General features: G+C 65.2%; 22 protein-coding genes. 15 read left to right on the top strand and 7 right to left on the bottom strand.

The genetic code is table 11. The features are described from left to right. The first annotated feature begins 225 nt into the window (after positions 1 to 225). From SOM61_RS26150 to SOM61_RS26140, 3 genes are all read left to right on the top strand, one after another. Positions 226 to 777, top strand: a complete 552-nt coding sequence (locus tag SOM61_RS26150; protein WP_320476785.1) for a hypothetical protein — start codon at positions 226 to 228, stop codon at positions 775 to 777. An 83-nt stretch (positions 778 to 860) separates the two neighbouring features. After that, complete coding sequence (locus SOM61_RS26145) at positions 861 to 1,175, top strand: BON domain-containing protein (protein ID WP_320476784.1); 315 nt, start codon at positions 861 to 863, stop codon at positions 1,173 to 1,175. A gap of 44 nt (positions 1,176 to 1,219) precedes the next feature. Further along, positions 1,220 to 2,467 carry an AI-2E family transporter gene (locus SOM61_RS26140; protein ID WP_320476783.1) on the top strand — a complete coding sequence of 416 codons (1,248 nt, stop codon included), beginning with the start codon at positions 1,220 to 1,222 and terminating at the stop codon, positions 2,465 to 2,467. A gap of 42 nt (positions 2,468 to 2,509) precedes the next feature. Here SOM61_RS26140 and SOM61_RS26135 read toward each other — a convergent pair whose 3' ends face one another. Beyond that, positions 2,510 to 3,424 (bottom strand): YihY/virulence factor BrkB family protein, encoded by a 915-nt coding sequence (locus SOM61_RS26135; RefSeq protein WP_320476782.1) that lies wholly within the window; start codon positions 3,422 to 3,424, stop codon positions 2,510 to 2,512. A gap of 63 nt (positions 3,425 to 3,487) precedes the next feature. After that, positions 3,488 to 4,516 carry an OmpA family protein gene (locus tag SOM61_RS26130; RefSeq protein WP_320476781.1) on the bottom strand — a complete coding sequence of 343 codons (1,029 nt, stop codon included), beginning with the start codon at positions 4,514 to 4,516 and terminating at the stop codon, positions 3,488 to 3,490. 524 nt (positions 4,517 to 5,040) lie between these two features. Here SOM61_RS26130 and SOM61_RS26125 point away from each other — a divergent pair. The 5 genes from SOM61_RS26125 (at position 5,041) to phbB (ending at position 9,135) form a co-directional block, all read left to right on the top strand. Beyond that, positions 5,041 to 5,664, top strand: coding sequence for a winged helix-turn-helix domain-containing protein (locus SOM61_RS26125; RefSeq protein ID WP_147937076.1), 624 nt, complete (start codon positions 5,041 to 5,043; stop codon positions 5,662 to 5,664). A 230-nt stretch (positions 5,665 to 5,894) separates the two neighbouring features. Further along, a complete protein-coding gene (locus tag SOM61_RS26120; protein WP_320476780.1) occupies positions 5,895 to 6,641 on the top strand; it encodes a glutathione peroxidase in 747 nt (248 codons plus the stop codon). Between the two features lie 2 nt (positions 6,642 to 6,643). Next, complete coding sequence (locus SOM61_RS26115; protein ID WP_320476779.1) at positions 6,644 to 7,531, top strand: M90 family metallopeptidase; 888 nt, start codon at positions 6,644 to 6,646, stop codon at positions 7,529 to 7,531. 110 nt (positions 7,532 to 7,641) lie between these two features. Then, positions 7,642 to 8,196 (top strand): hypothetical protein, encoded by a 555-nt coding sequence (locus tag SOM61_RS26110; protein WP_320476778.1) that lies wholly within the window; start codon positions 7,642 to 7,644, stop codon positions 8,194 to 8,196. 171 nt (positions 8,197 to 8,367) lie between these two features. Then, on the top strand, positions 8,368 to 9,135 hold the full coding sequence (gene phbB / locus SOM61_RS26105) for an acetoacetyl-CoA reductase (RefSeq protein WP_320476777.1): 768 nt from the start codon (positions 8,368 to 8,370) through the stop codon (positions 9,133 to 9,135). A gap of 41 nt (positions 9,136 to 9,176) precedes the next feature. Here phbB and SOM61_RS26100 read toward each other — a convergent pair whose 3' ends face one another. The 4 genes from SOM61_RS26100 to SOM61_RS26085 all read right to left on the bottom strand — a co-directional run bounded on the left by SOM61_RS26100 (position 9,177) and on the right by SOM61_RS26085 (position 13,614). Then, complete coding sequence (locus SOM61_RS26100; protein WP_320476776.1) at positions 9,177 to 9,794, bottom strand: hypothetical protein; 618 nt, start codon at positions 9,792 to 9,794, stop codon at positions 9,177 to 9,179. Positions 9,795 to 9,804: 10 nt separating this feature from the next. Continuing rightward, positions 9,805 to 10,656 carry a hypothetical protein gene (locus tag SOM61_RS26095; protein WP_320476775.1) on the bottom strand — a complete coding sequence of 284 codons (852 nt, stop codon included), beginning with the start codon at positions 10,654 to 10,656 and terminating at the stop codon, positions 9,805 to 9,807. A 559-nt stretch (positions 10,657 to 11,215) separates the two neighbouring features. Continuing rightward, positions 11,216 to 12,580 (bottom strand): DEAD/DEAH box helicase, encoded by a 1,365-nt coding sequence (locus tag SOM61_RS26090; protein ID WP_320476774.1) that lies wholly within the window; start codon positions 12,578 to 12,580, stop codon positions 11,216 to 11,218. Between the two features lie 254 nt (positions 12,581 to 12,834). Continuing rightward, a complete protein-coding gene (locus SOM61_RS26085) occupies positions 12,835 to 13,614 on the bottom strand; it encodes an inositol monophosphatase family protein (protein WP_320476786.1) in 780 nt (259 codons plus the stop codon). 183 nt (positions 13,615 to 13,797) lie between these two features. Between SOM61_RS26085 and SOM61_RS26080 the strand changes: the two genes are divergently transcribed. The 7 genes from SOM61_RS26080 (at position 13,798) to SOM61_RS26050 (ending at position 20,063) form a co-directional block, all read left to right on the top strand. Continuing rightward, a complete protein-coding gene (locus SOM61_RS26080) occupies positions 13,798 to 14,559 on the top strand; it encodes an RNA methyltransferase (protein WP_320476773.1) in 762 nt (253 codons plus the stop codon). Positions 14,560 to 14,606: 47 nt separating this feature from the next. Beyond that, complete coding sequence (locus SOM61_RS26075) at positions 14,607 to 15,173, top strand: hypothetical protein (protein ID WP_320476772.1); 567 nt, start codon at positions 14,607 to 14,609, stop codon at positions 15,171 to 15,173. Next, a complete protein-coding gene (locus SOM61_RS26070) occupies positions 15,170 to 16,789 on the top strand; it encodes a GMC family oxidoreductase (protein ID WP_320476771.1) in 1,620 nt (539 codons plus the stop codon). Before SOM61_RS26075 ends, SOM61_RS26070 begins: the two co-directional genes overlap by 4 nt. Continuing rightward, the gene (locus SOM61_RS26065; RefSeq protein ID WP_320476770.1) at positions 16,786 to 17,760 is read left to right on the top strand and encodes an esterase/lipase family protein; all 975 of its coding nucleotides are present in this window, start codon (positions 16,786 to 16,788) and stop codon (positions 17,758 to 17,760) included. The genes SOM61_RS26070 and SOM61_RS26065 overlap by 4 nt, the downstream gene beginning before the upstream one ends. A 75-nt stretch (positions 17,761 to 17,835) precedes the next feature. Continuing rightward, positions 17,836 to 18,663 carry a response regulator gene (locus tag SOM61_RS26060; protein WP_320476769.1) on the top strand — a complete coding sequence of 276 codons (828 nt, stop codon included), beginning with the start codon at positions 17,836 to 17,838 and terminating at the stop codon, positions 18,661 to 18,663. Positions 18,664 to 18,754: 91 nt separating this feature from the next. Continuing rightward, positions 18,755 to 19,450, top strand: coding sequence for a TetR/AcrR family transcriptional regulator (locus SOM61_RS26055; protein ID WP_320476768.1), 696 nt, complete (start codon positions 18,755 to 18,757; stop codon positions 19,448 to 19,450). A gap of 10 nt (positions 19,451 to 19,460) precedes the next feature. After that, positions 19,461 to 20,063 (top strand): LOG family protein, encoded by a 603-nt coding sequence (locus tag SOM61_RS26050; protein WP_320476767.1) that lies wholly within the window; start codon positions 19,461 to 19,463, stop codon positions 20,061 to 20,063. On the opposite strand, the gene SOM61_RS26045 is transcribed toward SOM61_RS26050, so the two are convergent. Then, a complete protein-coding gene (locus SOM61_RS26045; protein WP_320476766.1) occupies positions 20,015 to 20,632 on the bottom strand; it encodes a YdcF family protein in 618 nt (205 codons plus the stop codon). The genes SOM61_RS26050 and SOM61_RS26045 overlap by 49 nt on opposite strands. Between the last annotated feature and the right edge of the window lie 238 nt (positions 20,633 to 20,870).

The raw sequence follows: 20,870 nt of genomic DNA, 5'->3' as shown, positions 1-20,870 counted from the left end.
GGCGCTTTCATCGTGCGCTCCCGGGCGATGGCGACCAGGATTGGACCGCGGGTCAGCTCAGCAGTTCAACGCTCATCCATATTTAACGATGACAGCGCCTTGTTCTATATCTGCTCATCTATATGTGTACGCCAAGAGTCTGTTAGTTGTGTTCGGCACCGAACAGAAGCCGGGTACGCGGCATGTAAAGATGTCTCCAATGTTGACAAATGGAGAACAAAAATAATGAAGACGTCACACGCACTCCTCCTGATCGGTGCAGCTTTCGGCTGGGCTGGCCAGGCTGTCGCCCAGCAGCCGGCGCCGGAGGCGAAGACCGTCTATCAACAGACAATGGATGCCGCCGAAGCCGCCTACGACGCCGCCAAGGCGCGCTGCGACGCGATGGCCGGTGTCCCGCACGAGATCTGTGTCGCCGACGCCCGCGCCGCCCGCGTGCGCGTCGAGGAAGAAGCGGGCGCAGCTTACAAGAACACGCTGGCGGCCTACACTCAGGCGCGCATGCGCATCGCGACCGCCTACTACGAGCGCGACAAGACGCGCTGCGGCGCCGCGCTCGGCAACGACCGCGACGTGTGCCAGCGCCAGGCCAAGGCGACCCTGGTGGCCAGCCAGGCCGACGCCCGGGCCGACCGCAAGTCGATCGAGGCACGTCTGGAAGCGCAGGACGCCAGGATCGACGCCGAATACCGCGTCGCACTGCAGAAGTGCGACGCCTTCGCCGGTGACGTCAAGGAAGGGTGCGTCAGCACCACCCGGACGGCCTACGGCAAATAAAGAACCTGCGGGCCGGATTGCCGGCGCCGCCCAACCCGCCCGCAAGGGTATTGCACCACCATGATTATCAATAAGGAGCCATCATGAAAATCGCCAAGAACCTCATCTCCGCCGCTTTCGTCGCCACCGTCGCCATCACCGCTGTCGGTTGCTCGTCGACCAACCAGCAAGCCAGCACCGGCGAGTACATCGACGACGCCGTGATCACCACCAAGGTCAAGGCCGCCCTGGTCAACGACCCTAACGTGAAGGCACGCGAAGTCAACGTCGAAACCTTCAAGGGCGACGTCCAGCTGTCGGGCTTCGTGGCCGAGGCCGCCGATGCGCAGCGCGCCGTCGAGATCGCCCGTGGCGTCAAGGGCGTGACTTCGGTCAAGAACGACATCCGTGTGAAATAATATGCGCTTAGCCGGGGCGGCCCGGCATCTCGTTCAGGCATACCATGCAGCTAGCACCAACCGATCCGGCCACGCCGGCAGCATCCAACCCTTCGCCTGAACCAGCCGCCCCTCCTGGCGACGCCGCCCGCGCCGACGCGCGCGGGGCCGGCGACGACATCGCCTTGCACATCGGCGGCATGCGCGTACCGCTGCACGTCAATGCGCGCGGGCTGTCGCTCGGCATCCTTGCCACCATCGCCTTCGTGTTCGCGCTCCAGTGGGCGCAGAAATTCTTCGTCCCGCTGCTGCTCGGCATCCTGATCGCCTACACCCTCAATCCCGTCGTGCGCTGGCTCGAACGCTGGCACATCAAGCGCATCATCGGCGCCACCCTGGTCACGGCCGTGATCGTGGGCGCGATGGCGGGCACCCTGTACCGGCTGCAGGGCGAATTCTTCAATATCCTCGACGAGTTGCCGACGCTGACCCACAAGGTCACGCGCATCCTCACCAATACCAGCGGCCAGCGCTCGACCCTGCAGCAGATGCAGGCGGCGGCGGCCGAGATCGAACGCGCGGCGAGCAATGTCGGCGCCGACGCCAAGCGCCTGGCGCAGCAGCGGCGCCAGTATCCGCCGCCGGCCGCCGCGGCCAGTTCGCCGATCCGCGTGATGGACTGGGTGCTGGCCGGCTCGATGAGCCTGGCCGCCTTCATGTCGCAGGCGACCATGGTCGTATTCCTGGTGTTCTTCCTGCTGCTGGCGGGCGACACCTTCAAGCGCAAGCTGGTCAAGCTCACCGGCCCCTCGCTCACGCGCAAGAAAGTCACGGTCCACATCCTGGACGACATCAATACCTCGATCCAGAGCTATATGTTCATGCTGCTGGTGACCAATATCCTGTTGGCCCTCCTGATGTGGGGCGCGCTGCGCCTGATCGGCCTGGAGAACGCCGGCGCCTGGGCCGCCTTCGCGGGCGTGGCCCACCTGATGCCGTATTTCGGCCCCCTCGTCATCACGGTCGCGACCGGGATGGCGGCTTTCCTCCAGTACGAGACCCTGAGCATGGTAATGCTGGTGGCCGGCGCCTCGATGGCGATCGCGACCCTGGTCGGCATGGTCGTCGCCACCTGGATGACCGGCAAGATCGCGCGCATGAATCCGGCCGCGGTCTTCGTCAGCCTGCTGTTCTGGGGCTGGTTGTGGGGCGTCTGGGGCTTGCTGCTCGGTGTGCCGGTGGTGATGGTGCTGAAGGTGGTGGCCGAGCGGGTCGAGGGGATGGAAGTGGTGTCGGAGCTGCTGGGAGAGTAATCCGGGTGGGGTGGAAGGCTCAGCCTCCCACCCCACAATGCCTTACGCGGTGCTGGCCTTCGGTTCGACGCCCGTGATTTCCTTCGGCTTGTTGTGCAAGCTACCCATTTGCAGGGCGTACTGGCGCGCGAATTCGGCGCCCAGGAAGAAGATCTGCGCCGAGTAATATACCCACAGCAGCAGCGCGATCAGCGAACCGGCGGCGCCGAAGCTGTCGGTGGTGCCGCTGTTGCCGATGTATAGCCCGATCCCGAACTTACCCAGCGTGAACATCGCGGCGGTGCCGATCGCGCCGATGGTGACGTCTTTCCACGACAGCCGCACGCGCGGCAGCAGCTTGTAGATCACGCCGAACAGGGTGGCGATGACCAGGAAGCCGATGCCCGAGGCGACCCAGCCCATGACGATGGCGGCGTCCTGCCACACACCGGTGATGAACTTCTCGGCCACCGTGGTGGCGGCGCTGACGACCAGGGACACCATCAGCAGGAAACCCAGCACCAGGACCATGCCGAACGACAGCAGGCGGGTGCGGATCGTATTCCAGATGCCGGCATCCGGCGGCGCCGGCAGGCCCCAGATTTCGTCCAGGCTGTCCTTCAGCTCGGAAAACACGGTGGTGGCGCCGACGATCAGCAGCACGGTGGCGACGATCGTGGCGAAGCGGCCCGATTCCTTGTTCTGGGCGCCGGCCAGGATGGCCTGGATCGTGTCCGCCCCCTGCGCACCGAGCAGTCCGCGCAGTTCTGCCAGCAATTGGCCTTGCGCGGCTTCCTCGCCGTAGAAGAAACCGGCGACGGCGATCACCAGCACCAGGATCGGGGCCAGCGAAAACAGGGTGTAGAAGGCCAGTGCTGCGCCCTTGCTGGAGGCACGGTGGTCGAGCCATTCCGTTACCGCGCAGCGCAGGACTTTCAGAATCTGGTGCGTGTAAGGGAACCATTTCTTAACTGCCATATCCCATCCTCCAAATGAAAAGGGGGCCGAAGCCCCCTCGAACAAGCGTTGCCGCCTAAGGTATTACTGCTGCACTGGCACTTCGACCGTGATCTGGTCGACTTCGACGCGACGGTTCGGTTCCAGGCAAGCGATCAGCTGGGCACGGTTCTTCTGCTGGCACTCGACCAGCGGGTTGGCTTCGCCTTTGCCGATAGCGCGCAGGCGGTTGCCGTCGATGCCCTTGCCGACCAGGTATTCACGCACGGCGTTGGCGCGGCGCTCCGACAGCTTCTGGTTGTAGGACTCTTTACCCAGACGGTCGGTGTAACCGGTGATTTCGACGTTGGTGACCGAGGTGTCGGCTTGCAGGGCAGCAGCGATCTCGTCCAGCTTAGGCGCCGGGGTGATCACTTCAGCCTTGTCGAAGGCGAACAGCTTGGTGGCTTCCAGGGTCACTTTCTGGAAGCGCGGTGCTGGTGGTGGTGGCGGTTCGACTGGCGCCGGTGCTGGAGGCGGAGCCTCGACCACTGGGGCTGGAGCCGGTGCCGGTGGCGCTGGTGGCGGGTTGAACGCGTAGTTCAGGCCGACGGTCAGCATCTTGTTGTTGCTGCGCTTGAAGCCGAATTCTTCGTCATCACGCAGGAAGCCGCGCACGGTGCGCAGGTCGGCCTGCAGCGACCATTGCGGGGTCAGGCTGGCCTGGAAACCGATACCGACGGTGGCGTACGGCGAGTTTTTCTCGACGTTGCGCAGTGGGTTGTTGACCTTGTCACGCTCGGCGCCCAGGCCGAACAGGACGAACGGACGGAAGCGATCGCGGCTCAGCATCAGCAGGGCATCGACGCCCAGCAGGGTCTGGCGATACTCGTTCTGGCCTTGCTCGAAGCGGGTCTGGCTGGCGCCGATCTGGATATCCCAGTTCTGGTGAACCGCCTTACCGAACTTCAGGCCGCCACCGGTGTCGCGATCATCCACGCCGAAGTCGGCATCCGGCTTCACGTGGTTGACGCTTGGCTGGATGTACCACGACGGGTTGAGCTCTTGGGCGAGGGTGGCGCCGGATGCGCACAGCAGTGCAGCAGCCAGGGCGATCTTCTTGGTATTGTTCACAGGTAACTCCCGTAGGTTAAAAGTTGATGACAACGCATACGTCAGCAGCGATGTTGGATAAAGCATAACAGTGCAAGTTCCGTAAGCTCGGTGCGGTAGCGCACCCAACGTGGAATGGCAGTGCGATTTTACAACAGTGGTAAATTTTCTACATTTCCAAGATGAAACGAACTGTAACGACACTGTCATGTGCCGAGCGGGTGTGTGGAGATGGCTGGCTGTCACCCGCCTGTCATGCCGACATACTCATATTAGGAATGTGACATGACATCCTGACATTGTCATGTCGTGCGTGCACGCATGCCAACAGCGCGCGTGGTTTTTATACATCGGTGCATACTGTGGAGCGTTCGTCGAAAATGCATCCAGGAATGTTGTCGAATGTTGGATGGCGCACAGACCATGCTGTCTGATGCAGGCAATCTTGAGCCTAGTTAAGCGGAACCGAGATGTTGTCAGGGTGTCATACGACACACAGCGACCCGGACCACACAGTCTCACTCTCTATATTGGAGCTCATCGATATGCATGCAACGACTCAGCACAACGCGGTACCAGGCGAAACCGGCGCAGTGCACACTTCCAGCAATTCGGCGCTGATCGAGCGCGTCCCACCACAACCGACCGAGCGCGCCCCGATTTCTCTGGCCCCGATCGAACGTGTGCGTTCGACCTCGGCCACCCAGCGTCGCATCGAAAACATGCAAAAGCTGATCAATGAACTGTCGAGCCACGAAATGCTGGCCGACGAGATCGCCTGGTTCCTCAAATTCTCGCCATCGGGCGCCCGCAAGTACATTCGCGACCTGCGCGAAGCCGGCGTGATCGAACTGGCGCGCTATATCGAAGGCACCGCCACCTACCTGGGCAAGGCCGTGTACCAGATCTCGCCAGATCCAGAGCGCGTCAAGGCCTTCCTGGCCGCGATCTGCCAGCCGAAGCGTGAAGGCGCCGCCCCACGCAAGGAGCGTCCAGGCCTGCGCGAACAGAATATGGCCGGCAGCGGCCGCCATTTCCACATCCTGGCCGATGACACCCATTACGCCATCCGCGTGAACCGCAGCCCGGTCGCCCGCGATCCGCTGGTGGCAGCACTGTTCGGCCCGGCGCCAGGCCAGAACGCCGTTACCGCCAAGGAACGCGCCTGAGTGCGCGCCCGGGGCCGCCGCGGTAGAGACCCGCAGCGCCTCCGGTTCGACGATCGCTGTCGTCACTTTTGCCGCGCTTTATGCGCGGCTTTGTTTTTTTATGGGGACGCCGCGGAGGGATATCCCGGTGACCAACTTATTGCAACTGGCGTGTTGAAAACCGGTCAATAATCCTCACTTGTCTGCCATGCCGCCGCTCAGCCGGCAGGTTCAACCAGATAGGAGTGACGATGTTACCGAGTGCCGAATCGCTGGAAGGCAAAGCAATCCCGAACGTGGTCTTCAAGGCCAGGCCCGACGATCAATGGCGTGATCTCAGTTCCGACGAGCTGTTCAAGGGCCGCACGGTCGTCGTATTTTCCCTGCCGGGCGCCTTCACGCCCACCTGTTCCTCGACCCATTTGCCGCGCTATAACGAGCTGGCGCCGGTGCTGCGTTCGCATGGCGTGGACGACATCCTGTGCGTCTCGGTCAACGATGCCTTCGTCATGAACCAGTGGAAGGCCGGCCAGGACGCTGCCAATATCACGGTCATCCCGGATGGCAATGGCGACTTTACCGACGGCATGGGCATGCTGGTCGACAAGCGCGAGCTGGGTTTCGGCCGTCGCTCATGGCGCTATTCGATGCTGGTGCGCGACGGCGTGATCGAGAAAATCTTCATCGAACCGGAGCGCGAGGGCGATCCGTTCGAGGTGTCGGATGCCGATACCATGCTGGCCTACCTGGCGCCGGATGCCCAGGTGCCGGAACCGGTCGTCATGTTCTCGCGTCCCGGCTGTCCCCATTGCGCTCGTGCCAAGCAGGCGCTGCGCGACAATGACATTCACTACACCGAGATCTCCGAAGACCAGAAGATCAATACCATCGTCCTGCGCGGCGTGACCGGCCGCATGACCTGGCCGCAAGTCTTCGTCGGCGGCGCGCTGATCGGCGGCGCCGACGAGGTGCAAGCCTGGCTGGCCGGCAAGGCTTGACCATGGAAGGCATCGCAGTCGGGGCGCTGGGCCTGGCCGTGCTGGCGGCCTGGCTGTGGCCGAAGTGGCGCCTGCGGCAGGCGCTGGCGCGGCCCTTGCCGGCGGCGCGGGTCGCCATCCTGGCGCGCAATCTCGCCCAGTACGGGGCGATGGACGAAGGGCAGCGCCGGCGCCTGCAGCGCATGGTCCAGCAATTCCTGCACGAAAAGAAATTCGTCGGCTGCGCCGGCCTGGACGTCACCGACGAGATGCGGGTGACGATCGCGGGCCAGGCCTGCCTGCTGTTGCTCGGACGGGTCGGCGATACGGGCAAGCCCGATATCTATCCCACGCTGGACCTGATCCTGGTCTATCCCGGCGCCTTCCTGGCGCCGCGCAAGCAGGTCGACATGTCGGGCGTGGTGACCGAGGAACGCCAGGACTTGCTGGGCGAGTCCTGGGGCGATGGCCGCGTGATCCTGTCGTGGGACCATGTGCGGCGCGCCGGCCATGCCGAGTCGGCCGGCCACAATGTCGTGCTGCACGAATTCGCTCACCAGCTCGACAGCGAGTCGGGTAATACGAATGGCGCCCCCTACCTGGGCAGCAGCGAGCGCTACCGCAGCTGGTCCGAAGTGCTGTCGCGCGACTACGCCAACCTGCGCCAGGAGGCGATGTGGGGCACCCAGGGCGTACTCGACCACTATGGCGCGACCAATCCGGCCGAGTTCTTCGCGGTGGCCACCGAGAGCTTCTTCGAGCAGCCGCACCAGCTGGCGGCGCAGCATCCGGCCCTGTACGAGGAATTCCTCAAGTATTACCGGATCGATCCGCGTCAATGGCAGAGCGCTCCGCCGCCGCCGGTGGAGGAACCGCCGAGTTATGGGGTGGTCTATGGGCAGTGGCGGTAGCGGTGGCAATGAGCAGCGTGCGATCGCGTACAGATCGGCCGGTGCGGGCCGCGTACGCTTGAGCTACCGTAGACGCTACTTATTTGCCACATAATGGGGAGGAATCGCCGATGTCCACCATCATCGCAGGACGTTTCCAGCTTCAGGACGATGTCGACCGCGCGCGCGACGCGCTGATCGACGCCGGCTTCGATGCCGACCGCATCAGTGGGTTTTACCTGAGCCAGCCTGGCCAGCACGATATGACGCCCATTGGCGGCGACCACCTCCAGTCGCCCGGCGCCAAGGAAGCGCCCGAAGGCGTGGTGAAGGGCGTGGCCACCGGCGGCGCCGTCGGTGTCGCCGTGGGCGCCGCCACCTCGCCCGTGACGGGGCCGCTGGGCCCGATCGTCGGCGGGCTGGTGGGCGGCCACGTCGGCTCGCTGTTCAGCTTCAGCAAGATGAAAGACCGGGGCGAGCCCGAAGAGGGCGGCGAGAATGCCGTGCCGCCGCGTTCGGCCGGCATGCTGGTGGCAGTCGCCTTCGACGATCCCGACCTGCAGGCGCGCGCCGTCGACCTGCTGCGCCAGCTGGGCGCCCACCACATCGAACGGGCCCAGGGCAATATCGTCGGCGGCGATTGGGCAGATTTCGATCCCGCCAGCAGGCCCGACGTCATCGCCTGAACCATCCAGATGCGGCGCACCGTGTTCGCTGCGCTGCGCTGCTCGTTGCACGTTACACGTGGACTTTGCCCGGTTCACACTTGATCCTAATCAATAGCCTACTGTTGTCGTTTCCCTACACTCGGATGCTCGCAGTCGCGCCATCGGCGCCAACGAGAATAGGAGTACGACATGGCAGGAGACACGGTAGTACGGCAAGAGAAGCGGGTAGCCCTGGTGACGGGGGCGATGGGCGGGCTGGGCACGGCGCTGTGCCGGCGCCTGCATGCTGACGGGTTCCTGGTGGCAGCGACGCATTCGCCGCAGAATGCGCGCCGCAACGACTGGCTGGCTAGCCAGGAGGCGGACGGCGTCAAGGTGCGGGCCTACGAGCTCGACGTATCCAACGGCAATGCCTGCGAGAACGTCGTGCGCCGGGTGCTGGGCGACCTCGGCCGCATCGACGTCCTGGTCAATAATGCCGGCATCACGCGTGACCGCAGCATGCGAAAGATGAGCCAGGAAGACTGGCATACGGTGATGGGCACCAATCTCGACAGCGTATTCCATATGAGCCGGCCGGTGCTCGAGGCGATGATCGCGCAGCGCTGGGGACGCATCATCAATATCTCTTCGGTCAATGGCCAGCAAGGTGCTTTCGGCCAAGCCAATTACGCCGCGGCCAAGGCTGGCATGCATGGCTTCACCAAATCGCTGGCGCTCGAAGTAGCGCGCCACGGCGTCACGGTCAACACGGTGTCGCCCGGCTACCTCGACACCGCCATGGTGGAAAAAGTGCCGCAGGACGTGCTGCGCGACCGCATCCTGCCGCAAATCCCCGTCGGCAGGCTGGGCAAGCCGGCGGAAGTGGCGGGGCTGGTGGCCTATCTGGTGTCGGACCTGGCGGGCTATCTGACCGGCGCCAATATCGCGATTAATGGCGGGCAGCATATGTATTGAGGGTGGCCGCTCATGGCGGCTGCCTGGCCGGCAGTCGCGGTTCAGGCCGCGGCTGTCGGCGGCGTCGGCGTGAGTGCATCGAGGGTGGTGCTGTGCAGCTGGATTTTCTCGATGGCCAGCACGATCGGCGTCGGCTGGCCGATGGCGACGGCGCCCGCCAGGGACAGCAAGCCGCCGACGAGCCCGGTGACTTCGCCGATCACGCCGATGCGCCGGATCTTTTCGGCGGCCGCGGCGGTGAGGGCGACGAGCCGGCTTTGCGGCTGGCCCAGGCCCTGGATGACGAAGGCGGCGGCGTCGGCATATAGCGTGTTGGCGCGCTGGCGCAATACCATTTCATCGTCCAGCAGGCGGCGCATGGCGTCCTGTACCGGGACGGGGACGCCGCGGCCGTCGTAGCTGCGGATCTCGCGCAGGATGCGTTCGTGCAGGCGGTCGGCGATCGTCGACAGGCCATCGGCCAGTTCGACCACCTGCTGCATGCTGGACAGGCCGCCGCCTCCGCCGGCACTGTGGGCGGTCCTGGCGGCGTCGCCCCTGGCATTGGCGGGTGCTGCGGCCGAGGCGCTGGTGGCTGGAGCGGCCTGGGCCGGAGTAATACCGTCCTGTGCGGCGCCCGCATCCGACGGGCTGGTCTTGTCGTGTGATGACTCCTGCATGCCGTCCTCCTCAATCGCCGTTCAGCCCGTCACGGATCGCCCGCAGGTCGCGGGCATAGTTGGCGAGCATGCGCCGCGTTTCGTCGCCCGTCAGCTTGTTCATGTTCTCGCGCATCTTCTGGTGGCCGAGCGCCACCTTGGTGAGGCCCTGCAGCGCCAGTTCATAGCGGCGGTCGATCAGTTTGTACTCGGTCGACTTGTTCAGGTAGTGCACCTTGGCCAGGGTGACGAGCATGCGATCGGTATTGCGGTTCGAGAACGGGAGTTCCACATCGAAGATGCCGAGCACGGTCTTCTTCTCATTCTCGTTGGTCTTGTAATAGAGGCGGGTGAGGGAAATCATGGCATCGAGCAGCACCTGCACATCCGCATCACCGTCGCGCACCATGGTCTCGACGCTGCGGTTCTGGTACCCCGAGGCGATCACGCGCGTGAGCAGCCGTGTCATCCCTGTATACGCCGCCACATGCCGCTGCTGCAGCCCGGATTCCGCATTCGCCTTGAGCCCATTGCCCAGGTCATCGATCCGTTCCGACAAATCGTAGCGCCCTTCGCCCGCGAGCAGGCTGAGCGTTTGCATATACAGGACGAGGGTCTTCTGGATGGCAACAAAATCGTCATAGACCGCGCGCCGCCGCACATCGTTCTCGCGCGCGATGCGCTCTGCCTGCGGCGACAGATAGGGCTGCTCGCGCTCGTAGGTGTCGCGATACCGCCGCGACAGTTCGGCATACCCACCCAGCTTAGCCGAGGCATCCGCGAACTCGCGCACCTCCTGCAAGCTGACCGACCCCTGCGAAGCGCAACCGCCGAGCAGCACGCCAAGCCCCAACACCAGCCCCACCGCAAGTCGACGCAGCATCGCGACTCCTCCCCGCCCGCCAGCCCGAAAACCCCATTCTTCCAGCCCCACACCGCCCCACCTTGCCAATTATCAAATTCCCTTTCGCAATCCCACCCCACCGCCCACAATGAGGGTCAGAGTAGAATTAAATGACAACTTTTAAAGTTGTCAAAAAAATCGACTCTGACCCTCATTGTTGAGTAAATTACTAACGGAATGCCTGCCCCGACGCTTTTTTATTATTGAATTGAATCATGGCTATTGGCCAATAATTCGACTCTGACCCTAATTAATTTGGAGGTCAAAATGGTATGGGAATAAGGTTTTGATGAAAATTGGCGGAAAAATTGGCAGGATGAATTGATATCCCCAAAAAATGGGCGATTCAATAGAGCGGAGGGAATAAATAAATTAGGGTCAGAGTCGAATTAAATGACAACATTCGAAAGTTGTCACTTAATTCGACTCTGACCCTAATTATTGGGTAATAACTTCGCGGGAACAAACTGAGGGTAAAGTCGGCGAATTGGGTGGTGTGACAATCTTTCCCAATAATTCGACTCTGACCCTCAGGGGATTAGCGGTCGCGGCGGACGGCGGAGGCGGGGCGGGGGCCGCTGTGGCGCTTCGCGGCGGCGGGGGCGCCGGTGCCGGGGGGGCGCGGTTTGTTGCCGCCACCGCCACCACCACCGCCGCCGCCATTGCCACGGCCGCCGCCTGGACGGCCGCCGCGGCCCGTATGGCCCGGGGCGCCGCTACGCAACTGGATCGGTTGCGGTTTGGCGTTCAGGTCGGGCTCGAAGCCGGGGATCACGGCGCGCGGCAGGGTTTGCTTGATCAGCTTTTCGATGTCCTTGAGCATCTGGTGCTCGTCCACGCAGACCAGCGACACCGCCTCGCCCGTCGCGCCGGCACGGCCGGTACGGCCAATGCGGTGCACATAGTCTTCCGGCACGTTCGGCAGGTCATAGTTCACCACGTGCGGCAGCTGGTCGATGTCGATGCCGCGCGCCGCGATGTCGGTGGCCACCAGCACTTGCAGGCTGCCATCCTTGAACTCGGCCAGCGCCTTGGTGCGCGCCGACTGGCTCTTGTTGCCGTGGATCGCCATCGCGCCGATGCCGTCCTTGCCCAGCTGTTCCACCAGCTTGTTGGCGCCGTGCTTAGTGCGCGTAAACACCAGCACCTGGGTCCAGTTGTTGGACTTGATCAGGTGCGCCAGCATCGGGTGCTTCTTGTCGCGGTCCACCGGGTGGATTTTTTGCGCGATCACTTCCACGGTCGAGTTGCGGCGCGCCACTTCGATCGATTGCGGATTGTTCAGCAGGCGGTCGGCCAGCGCCTTGATGTCGTCCGAGAAGGTGGCCGAGAACAGCAGATTCTGGCGCTTCGGCGGCAGCAGGGCCAGCACTTTGCGGATGTCGTGGATGAAGCCCATGTCCAGCATGCGGTCGGCTTCGTCCAGGATCAGGATTTCGACCTTCGAGAGGTCGATCGTGCCCTGGCCCGCGTGGTCCAGCAGGCGGCCCGGGGTGGCGACCAGGATGTCGACGCCATGCTTGAGCAGCTTGATTTGCGGGTTGATGCCGACGCCGCCGAAGATCACGGCCGAATTCAGGTTCGTGTGCTTGCCGTACAGGCGCACGCTTTCCTCGACCTGGGCCGCGAGTTCGCGGGTCGGGGTCAGCACCAGCGCGCGGATGACGCGCGGCGCGGTCTTGTTGCGCTGGGCGGCGCCCACGGCGTCGCTCGACAGGCGGTGCAGGATCGGCAGCGTGAAGCCGGCGGTCTTGCCGGTGCCGGTCTGGGCGCCGGCCAGCAGGTCGCCGCCGTTCAGCACGGCCGGGATGGCCTGGCTCTGGATCGGGGTCGGGGCGGTATAACCTTGTTCGGTCACCGCGCGCACGATCGCGTCAGAGAGACCAAGTGAAGAGAATGACATAGATTTTTCAGTAAAAAACGGCCCGTCGCCACAGTGGCGGCAAGTCCTGGAATCGGGTTGATGCGGGCGCGCAATCAAGCGCTCGCCCGGACGCTGCCGCGCAAGGCGGTTAGCAGGAATTATAGTGAAGTTAGTTTCACCATAGAAAGTTTTTGCGCCATTACTATGTAATGCTTTGTAAGACGCCTGGTCAAAAGCAAGCGGGCTACCGGCAAGCGCAGCCTGCCAGTAGCCCGACCAGTACAAGCGGTATTTTACGCGAAAGGCGAAAGCAGCGGGACCAGTGCGCCGAAAACCTTCGGACCGGCGGCGATCACGTCGCCCTTGTTCAGGTAGTCGGACTCGCCATTGAATTCACCGACGATGCCGCCCGCCTCGGTCACCAGCAGGGCGCCGGCCGCGATATCCCAGACCTTGAGGCCTTTTTCGAAATAGCCGTCGATGCGGCCGGCCGCGACGTTCGCCAGTTCCAGCGCCGCCGAGCCGCCACTGCGTACGCCGTGGCTGCGCGAGGCGACCACTTCGTACATGCGCAGGTATTCGGCCAGCGCGCGCGGATCGGGGCCATGGCCGGCCGACAGCAGGGCGCGGCCGATGCGCTCGGTAGGGCGCACGCGGATGCGCTTGTCGTTCAGGTAGGCGCCGGCGCCCTTGGTTGCAGTGAACAGGTCGTTGCGGACCGGGTCATAGACCAGGCCGTTGGTGATCACGCCGCGCTGCTTGAGCGCGATCGAGATGCAGTAGTTGGGATAGCCGTGCAGGAAGTTGGTGGTGCCATCGATCGGGTCGATGATCCACACGTTTTCACTCTCGTCGTTCAGGTTGGCCGATGCGCCGCTTTCTTCCGCCAGGATGGCGTGGTCGGGATAGGCCTTGAGCAGGGTCTCGACGATCGCTTGCTCCGCCGCCTGGTCGACGTCGGTGACGAAATCGTTGTGTTGCTTCTCAGAGACGACGATGCGATCGATATCGAAGGACGCACGGTTGATGACGGTGGCGGCGCGGCGGGCGGCCTTGATGGCCGTGTTGAGCATTGGGTGCATGGAGGCTTATCCGTAAAAAACGCGAACGCCCACTCACGCACCTTGGGGGCGTCGTGAACGATCAGCTATTGAAGAGTGATTAAAGAGCAGGGCAGTGTCGAAACGGCTACAATCGCGGGCTTGTCCCCGCCATCTTGGAAAACCGTCCGCAATGCGCGATGGTCGCTATTGTAAATGAACCCGACCCAAACCGACACTTCTCTTTTCAAACGCCTTCGCTTCGTCCTGGTCGAGACCAGCCGCGCCGGCAACGTCGGCTCGGTGGCGCGTGCCATGAAGACGATGGGCTTTTGCGACCTGGTGCTGGTCGCTCCCAAATGCGAGAACCCGCTGTCCGACCCCGAAGCGGTGGCCTTCGCCAGCGGCGCCATCGACGTGCTCTCCAATGCGCGCATCGTCGCCGACATCAACGGGGCGCTGGATGGCTGCAACTTCGCCGCCGCCGTCTCGGCCCGCCTGCGCGAATTCTCGCCGCCGGTCTGGACTCCGCGCGCCTTCGCCGACCATGCCGGCAGCCAGCCCGACCTGCGCCCGGCCATCGTGTTCGGCAACGAGCGGGTCGGCCTGCCGAACGGGATCGTCGAAAGCTGCAACGTCCTGATCAACATCCCGGCCAATCCTGATTATTCGTCGCTCAACCTGTCGCAGGCGGCCCAGGTGCTGGCCTATGAGGCGCGCATGGCCGCGGCGGGCGACGGCATCGACGCGCGTGGCGTGGGCTTCCACGGCGAAGCGGCAAGCGTGACCCAGGTCGACGGCATGTATGCGCACCTCGAACAGGCGCTGGTCGCGATCGGCTTCCTGAACGCCGACAACCCGAAGAAGCTGATGCCGCGCCTGAAGCGCCTGTTCGCGCGCACCGGCCTCGAGACCGAAGAGGTCAACATCCTGCGCGGCATCGCGAGCGCGATCCTGAAGGACCGGCCCCCGCGCTGAGCCGTATTGCACCCTGTCCGTACGGCCGCATGGCGTACACTGAGGGCATGGCGAATTCACGCAATACACGCAACAAGTCGGGCAGCGGGGCAGGCAACACTTCGCGCCGGACCTTCCTCGCCGTCGGCGGCCTTGCCGCGCTGGCGCTGGGCGCCGGCGGCGCCTGGTACCGCGTCACGCATCGGCAAACACCGCATGGCTTCGCGCTCGACGGCGAGGCGCGCGCCGCCCTGCATGCGATCGCACCGGCCATCCTGGACGGCGCGCTGGCCCACGACCCGGGCCGCCGCCAGCGCCAGCTGGGCGCCGCCATCGACGCCGTCGAAGCCGCCATCCGCGGCCTGCCGCAAGCCACGCAAGAAGAAGTGCAGGATCTGTTTGGCCTGCTGGCCTTGCGTCCGGCGCGGCGCCTGCTCACCGGCGTGCCGACCGGCTGGGAGAGCGCCGATATCGCCCACGTCGGCGCCTTCCTGCAGGAATGGCGCGTGCACCGCTTCGGCATGATGCGCAGTGCCTACGGCGCGCTGCACGACCTGGTGCTGGGCGCCTGGTATGCCCAGCCGGCCAGCTGGGAAGCGATCGGCTATCCCGGTCCGCCACGGGTGCCGGCATGACGGCCCGCATTCCCGATCCGATCGAGGCTGGCCTCAAGCGCGGCTGGCGCACGATCGACGCCTCGACGCTCGAGCACGACCGCACCCTGGAGGCCGACGTCGTCATCGTCGGCAGCGGCGCCGGCGGCGCCATCAGCGCCGAGATCCTGGCCCGGTCAGGCCTGTCGGTGATCGTGGTGGAAGAGGGGCCCCTTAAATCGTCGCGCGATTTTCAGATGCGCGAGGCCGAGGCCTATCCGCAGTTGTACCAGGAGTCGGCCGCGCGCAAGACGGCCGACAAGGCGATCAACATCCTGCAGGGCCGCGCCGTCGGCGGCTCGACCACGGTCAACTGGACCTCGAGCTTCCGCACGCCGCAGCCGACGCTGGACTGGTGGCGCCGCCACCACGGCCTGGCATTCGCATCGAACGACGAGCTGGCGCCATGGTTCGCCATGGCCGAGCGCCGCACCGGCGTGGTCGACTGGCTGGTGGGGCCGAACGAGAACAACGCCATCCTGCGCCGCGGCGCGGAAAAACTCGGCATCCCGAGTAGCGCCATCCGGCGCAACGTGCAGGGCTGCTGGAACCTGGGCTACTGCGGCATGGGTTGCCCCACCAACGCCAAGCAGTCGATGCTGGTCACCAGCATCCCGGCGGCGCTCGACAACGGCGCCACCCTCGTCACGCGGGCGCGCGCCGAACGCCTGCGGCTGCGCGGCCAGAAGGCCGAGGAGCTGGTCTGCAGCGCACTCGGCGCGGATGGCGTGCTGCCCAGCGGGCGCGAGCTGCGCCTGCGCGCGCGCCACTTCGTGATCGCGGGCGGCGCCATCAACACCCCGGCGCTGCTGCTGCGCTCGCAGGCGCCCGATCCCAGCGGACAGCTCGGCAAGCGCACCTTCCTGCACCCGACCGTGATCTCGGCCGCCTTCTACGAGAAGCGGGTCGAGGGCTGGGCCGGGGCGCCGCAGAGCGTGTATTCGGACCACTTCCTGTCGCGCGACCCGATCGACGGCCCGATGGGCTATATGCTCGAGACGCCGCCGGTGCATCCGCTGATGGCGGCCACCATGATGAGCGGCTTCGGCGAACAGCACGCGGCGGCGATGCGCGACTTCGCCCACCTGGGCGGCATGCTGGCGCTGCTGCGCGACGGCTTCCATGACGAGTCGCCCGGCGGCGCCGTGCGCCTGCGTAGCGACGGCAGCGGCGAGCTCGATTACGAACTGAACGACTACCTGTGGGACGGCGCGCGCCGCGCGCTGCTCTCCATGGCCGAGATCCAGTTCGCGGCCGGCGCCCGCACCGTGCAGCCGGCGCACGAAAAGGCCCAGCGCTACCGTTCCTGGGCCGAGGCGCGGCGCGAGATCGCGGCCCTGCCGCAGCGCGCCCACGTCACGCGCGTGGTCTCGGCCCATGCGATGGGCGGCTGCGCCATGAGCGGCGACGAGCGCCGCGGCGTAGTCGATCCCGCCGGCCGTTACCAGGGGCTGGCCAACGTGTCGGTGCATGACGGCTCGCTGTTCCCGACCTCGCTCGGCGCCAATCCGCAGCTGACCATCTACGCCATCACGGCGCGCCTGGCGAGCGGCCTGGCGGCCAGCCTGACGGGCCGCCCGGCGGCGGCGCTGGCATGAGCTCGCGCACCCTGTTGCGGCTGATCCTGCTGGTGCAGGCGCTGGCGGCGCTCGGCATCGGCGCGGCCGGAGTGCGCTGGCTCGGGCTGAACGGCTGGCAGGCTGCCGCGCTGGGACTGGGCAGCGTTGCGCTGGTGCGCCTGGCAATCAATGCCAACAACTTCCTGATGGCGGCGCGCGCCGCCAGCCCGACGCCGCCCGAACATCGGATCACCCCGGGCGCCGCCCTCAAAATGTACTGGGAAGAGTTCAGCACCAGCATGCTGACCACCTCCTGGCATATGCCGCGCGCGCGGGCGCGCACCCGCATGTATCCCGGCTCGACGGCGCCGCCGGTGCTGCTGGTGCATGGCTACGGCTGCAATAGCGGCTACTGGGCCCATCTGGCGCCGCGGCTGGACGCGGCGCGCATCAGTCACGCCACGCTCGACCTGGAACCGCTGACCGGCGACATCGACGGTTATGCCGCGCGCATGGAGGAAGCCGCGCAGCGGCTGTGCGCGCAGGCCGGCGCGGCGCAGCTGATCGTGGTCGCCCACAGCATGGGCGGGCTGGCGGCGCGCGCCTGGATGCGCACCCACGGCGTGGGGCGGGTGGCGCGCCTCATCACGCTCGGCACGCCGCACCACGGCACCTGCCTGGCCGCCTTCGGCCTGGGCATCAATGCCGGCCAGATGCGGCGCATGGGCGTGGCCGGACCCGAATGCGCGTGGCTCAACGCGCTCGCCGGCGGCGAAGCGCCCGAGGTGCGCGCGCGGATCGTCTCACTCTACAGCCACCACGACAACATCATCGCGCCGCAGACTTCGAGCGAACTGCCGGGCGCGCGCAACCTGGCGCTGGGCGGCGTGGGCCACGTGGCGCTCGGCCGCAACCCGCGCGTGCTGGACATGGTGATGAGCGAGATCGAGGCCGTGCGCAGCGACAGTGGGAATCCTACCGCAATGCACCATCAACATGGCGTCAATTAGCTGACTCACGACTGGCTCACGGCGACGCCGCCGCGTGGTACAGTGATGTCAACATCGCATTCCCGGAGCGCCATCGTGGCCCGTATCCTCATCATCGAAGACAACCCAGCGAACATCGAGCTGATGTCGTTCCTGCTTGGCGCCTATGGCCACACACCGCTGTCGGCCGCCGACGGACCGCGTGGCGTGGCCGCCGCGCGCAGCGAGCGCCCCGACCTGATCGCCTGCGACGTCAACCTGCCCGGCATGGATGGTTTCGCGGTGCTGGCCGCGCTCAAGACCGACCCACAGCTGGCAGGCGTGCCGATCCTGGCCGTGACCGCGCTGGCGATGGCGGGCGACCGCGAAAAAGTGCTGGCCGCCGGCTTCGATGGCTATATCAGCAAGCCGATCGAACCCGAGAGTTTCGTCGCCGAGCTCGAAGCCTTCCTGGCTGCCGCGCCCGCAGTTGCCCAGGTTGACGCGAGCGCGCCTGCTGCCCGGCCCGTGCCAGTGCAAGCGCCCAGCGCCCCGCCTGAAGAACGCACGCTGTTGCTGGTCGACGACGACCGCTTCATGCTGGGCGTGCTGAACGACATGCTGGTCGGCCAGCCCTACCGCGTCCTGAGCGCCTGCTCGGGCGAAGAAGCGCTGGAAGTGCTCGACCACGAAGCGGTCGAGGTAATCCTGTGCGACCAGGCCATGCCCGGCATGCTCGGCACCGAAGTGCTGGCGCGCGCCGCCGAGCGCTATCCCAAGACCGTGCGCCTGATGCTGTCCGGCCAGCCCGACCTCTCCGAGATCGAGGCGGCGATCGCCAGCGGCGTGGCCGACGACCACTACATCAAGCCGCTGGGCGCGCGCACCCTGCGCGAACGGATCGACGAGGCATTCCGCCTGCAGAGCCAGCGCGCCGCGGCCTGAGCGAGGTTGATGCGATAGGGCTGATCGAAAGATTCATCGAACGACCGTTCGATGTTATCCTTGCGGGAATGCACTATTAACTTCGGCCTACATGCAACAAAAAGCCCCGCGCCGCACCCGTGAACGCATCCTCGAGCTGTCGCTCAGGCTGTTCAACGAGTTCGGCGAGCCCAATATCACGACGACCGTCATTGCCGAGGAGATGAATATCTCGCCCGGCAATCTGTACTACCATTTTCGCAACAAGGACGACATCGTCAATTCGATCTTCGTCCAGTTCGAGGCGGAGATCGAACGCATCCTGACGGTGCCGGCCGGGCGCCGCTCGAACATGGAAGACGTGTGGCTGTACCTGCACCATATGTTCAAGCTGATCTGGCGCTACCGCTTCTTCTACCGCGACCTGAACGACCTGCTGTCGCGCAACCGCAAGCTCGAGCTGCACTTCAAAGCCATCCACGCCCACAAGATCAAGGTCGCGCGCCAGCTGTGCGAAGACCTGCGCAGCGAAGGCTCGCTCGAGGCTTCCGACCAGCAGATCGGCGCCATGGCGACCAATATGGTGGTGGTGGCGACCTACTGGCTGTCGTTCGAATACGTGCGCAACCCGCGCAAATACAGCGAGCAGCAGGCCATCGCCGACGCGCTGGCGCGCGGCTGCTACCAGGTGCTGTCGATGGTCGGGCCCTACCTGTGCGGCGAGACCCGGGTGCTGTTCGAGAAGCTGTCCGACGACTATCTCCAAAAACTGTCGGCCGACGCCAAGCCGGGCGCCGACTTCTTCTAAGGCTGACACGATGAAAACCCTGGCCGTCTATTGCGGCGCCGCGCACGGCGTCAATCCTGTATACGCCGACGCAGCGCGCGGCCTGGCGCGCGCCATGGTCGAGCACAATATCGCCCTGGTCTATGGCGGCGGCAAGGTCGGCCTGATGGGCGTGATCGCCGACGAAGTGCTGCGCCTGGGTGGCGAAGCCACCGGCGTGATCCCGCGCGCGCTGGTCGAGCGCGAGGTCGGCCACGCCGGCCTGACCCGCCTGTTCGTGGTCAAGGACATGCACGAACGCAAGGCGATGATGTCGGACCTGTCGGAAGGCTTCATCGCCATGCCGGGCGGGATGGGCACCCTGGAAGAGCTGTTCGAGATGGTCACCTGGTCCCAGCTGGGCATCCACGCCAAGCCGATTGGCCTCTTCAACGTAAACGGTTTCTACGACGGCCTGCGCGCCTTCGTGCGCCACCAGGTGGAAGAAGGTTTCGTGCGGCCCGAGCACGAGGGCCTGATGCTGGCCGAGAGCGACCCGCTCGAGTTGATCCGGCGCCTGCGCGCGGCGGCGCCGGCGCCCGCCGTTCAGGCGGCGGTCGAGGCCGACGCCGAAGCCAGGGGATTGCGCGGATAAGCGCCGTAGCCGGCCAGCTCGCTGAGAAAGCCGCGTTCGAGATAGCCGGGGATTTTTTCGTACTCGGCCAGCACGCGGGCGCGGAACTCGGCGTGCTCGTGCCAGCAGTGGGTCGCGATGCCAAAATAGTTGACCGGGCAGCCTGACAGCGCCAGTCCGGGCCAGTGGCGTTCGAGCGTCATCAGGTAGCGCCGCATGGCGCAGGCCTTGCCGATCGCCAGCACGCTGCCCACAGTCGACAAGTCCATCTGCCCGGCCAGCGCGGCGCGGCCGAGCACCACGTTTTCTCCGGTATTGGTGGCCGCCGTTTCCAGCACCAGGGCCGTCTGCGGCATCCCCAGCTCGACCAGGCGCGCCCCGATCACCTCGGCCTCTGGCCGCGCGTCGCCGCGCGTGACGCCGCCCGACACCAGCAGCACGCGGAACATGCCGCGTTCCCACAACTCGTGGGCGGCGAGGCAGAATTCTTCCACGCCGTGGCGGGTGCCGAACAGGAAGCCGACATCCGAGGCGCGCAGGGGCACCTCGGGCATGACGTAGGCGGCGATGGCGGACAGATCGTGGTGCATGGGCGGCGGTATGCTGGAATGGATGCCGTGATTCTAGCGTAGCCCGTCGTTATCTCCACTGGAGATAACGACGTCCCGCGGAGGCGCGAACCCAAGGTTGCCTGCGCCAACGAAGAATTTGAAGCTGACGGCAGCGCTGAGGGCTTGGGTTCCCGCCTTTGCGCACTGGTGTCCGGAATATTTATACGCAAAGTATGCATCGTCATCCCCGCGAAGGCGGGGATCCAAGTGAAATCAC

Source organism: Massilia sp. CFBP9012 (assembly GCF_034045115.1).
GTDB lineage: Bacteria > Pseudomonadota > Gammaproteobacteria > Burkholderiales > Burkholderiaceae_D > Telluria.
Note: the sequence above shows the minus strand (reverse complement) of the source record. Positions and strands in the feature narration are given on the sequence as shown.

Coding starts and splice junctions, on each gene's coding strand:
- SOM61_RS26150 (WP_320476785.1), top strand. CDS start 226: ATGAAGACGTCACACGCACTCCTCCTGATCGGTGCAGCTTTCGGCTGG.
- SOM61_RS26145 (WP_320476784.1), top strand. CDS start 861: ATGAAAATCGCCAAGAACCTCATCTCCGCCGCTTTCGTCGCCACCGTC.
- SOM61_RS26140 (WP_320476783.1), top strand. CDS start 1,220: ATGCAGCTAGCACCAACCGATCCGGCCACGCCGGCAGCATCCAACCCT.
- SOM61_RS26135 (WP_320476782.1), bottom strand. CDS start 3,424: ATGGCAGTTAAGAAATGGTTCCCTTACACGCACCAGATTCTGAAAGTC.
- SOM61_RS26125 (WP_147937076.1), top strand. CDS start 5,041: ATGCATGCAACGACTCAGCACAACGCGGTACCAGGCGAAACCGGCGCA.
- SOM61_RS26120 (WP_320476780.1), top strand. CDS start 5,895: ATGTTACCGAGTGCCGAATCGCTGGAAGGCAAAGCAATCCCGAACGTG.
- SOM61_RS26115 (WP_320476779.1), top strand. CDS start 6,644: ATGGAAGGCATCGCAGTCGGGGCGCTGGGCCTGGCCGTGCTGGCGGCC.
- SOM61_RS26110 (WP_320476778.1), top strand. CDS start 7,642: ATGTCCACCATCATCGCAGGACGTTTCCAGCTTCAGGACGATGTCGAC.
- phbB (WP_320476777.1), top strand. CDS start 8,368: ATGGCAGGAGACACGGTAGTACGGCAAGAGAAGCGGGTAGCCCTGGTG.
- SOM61_RS26100 (WP_320476776.1), bottom strand. CDS start 9,794: ATGCAGGAGTCATCACACGACAAGACCAGCCCGTCGGATGCGGGCGCC.
- SOM61_RS26095 (WP_320476775.1), bottom strand. CDS start 10,656: ATGCTGCGTCGACTTGCGGTGGGGCTGGTGTTGGGGCTTGGCGTGCTG.
- SOM61_RS26090 (WP_320476774.1), bottom strand. CDS start 12,580: ATGTCATTCTCTTCACTTGGTCTCTCTGACGCGATCGTGCGCGCGGTG.
- SOM61_RS26085 (WP_320476786.1), bottom strand. CDS start 13,614: ATGCTCAACACGGCCATCAAGGCCGCCCGCCGCGCCGCCACCGTCATC.
- SOM61_RS26080 (WP_320476773.1), top strand. CDS start 13,798: ATGAACCCGACCCAAACCGACACTTCTCTTTTCAAACGCCTTCGCTTC.
- SOM61_RS26075 (WP_320476772.1), top strand. CDS start 14,607: ATGGCGAATTCACGCAATACACGCAACAAGTCGGGCAGCGGGGCAGGC.
- SOM61_RS26070 (WP_320476771.1), top strand. CDS start 15,170: ATGACGGCCCGCATTCCCGATCCGATCGAGGCTGGCCTCAAGCGCGGC.
- SOM61_RS26065 (WP_320476770.1), top strand. CDS start 16,786: ATGAGCTCGCGCACCCTGTTGCGGCTGATCCTGCTGGTGCAGGCGCTG.
- SOM61_RS26055 (WP_320476768.1), top strand. CDS start 18,755: ATGCAACAAAAAGCCCCGCGCCGCACCCGTGAACGCATCCTCGAGCTG.
- SOM61_RS26050 (WP_320476767.1), top strand. CDS start 19,461: ATGAAAACCCTGGCCGTCTATTGCGGCGCCGCGCACGGCGTCAATCCT.
- SOM61_RS26045 (WP_320476766.1), bottom strand. CDS start 20,632: ATGCACCACGATCTGTCCGCCATCGCCGCCTACGTCATGCCCGAGGTG.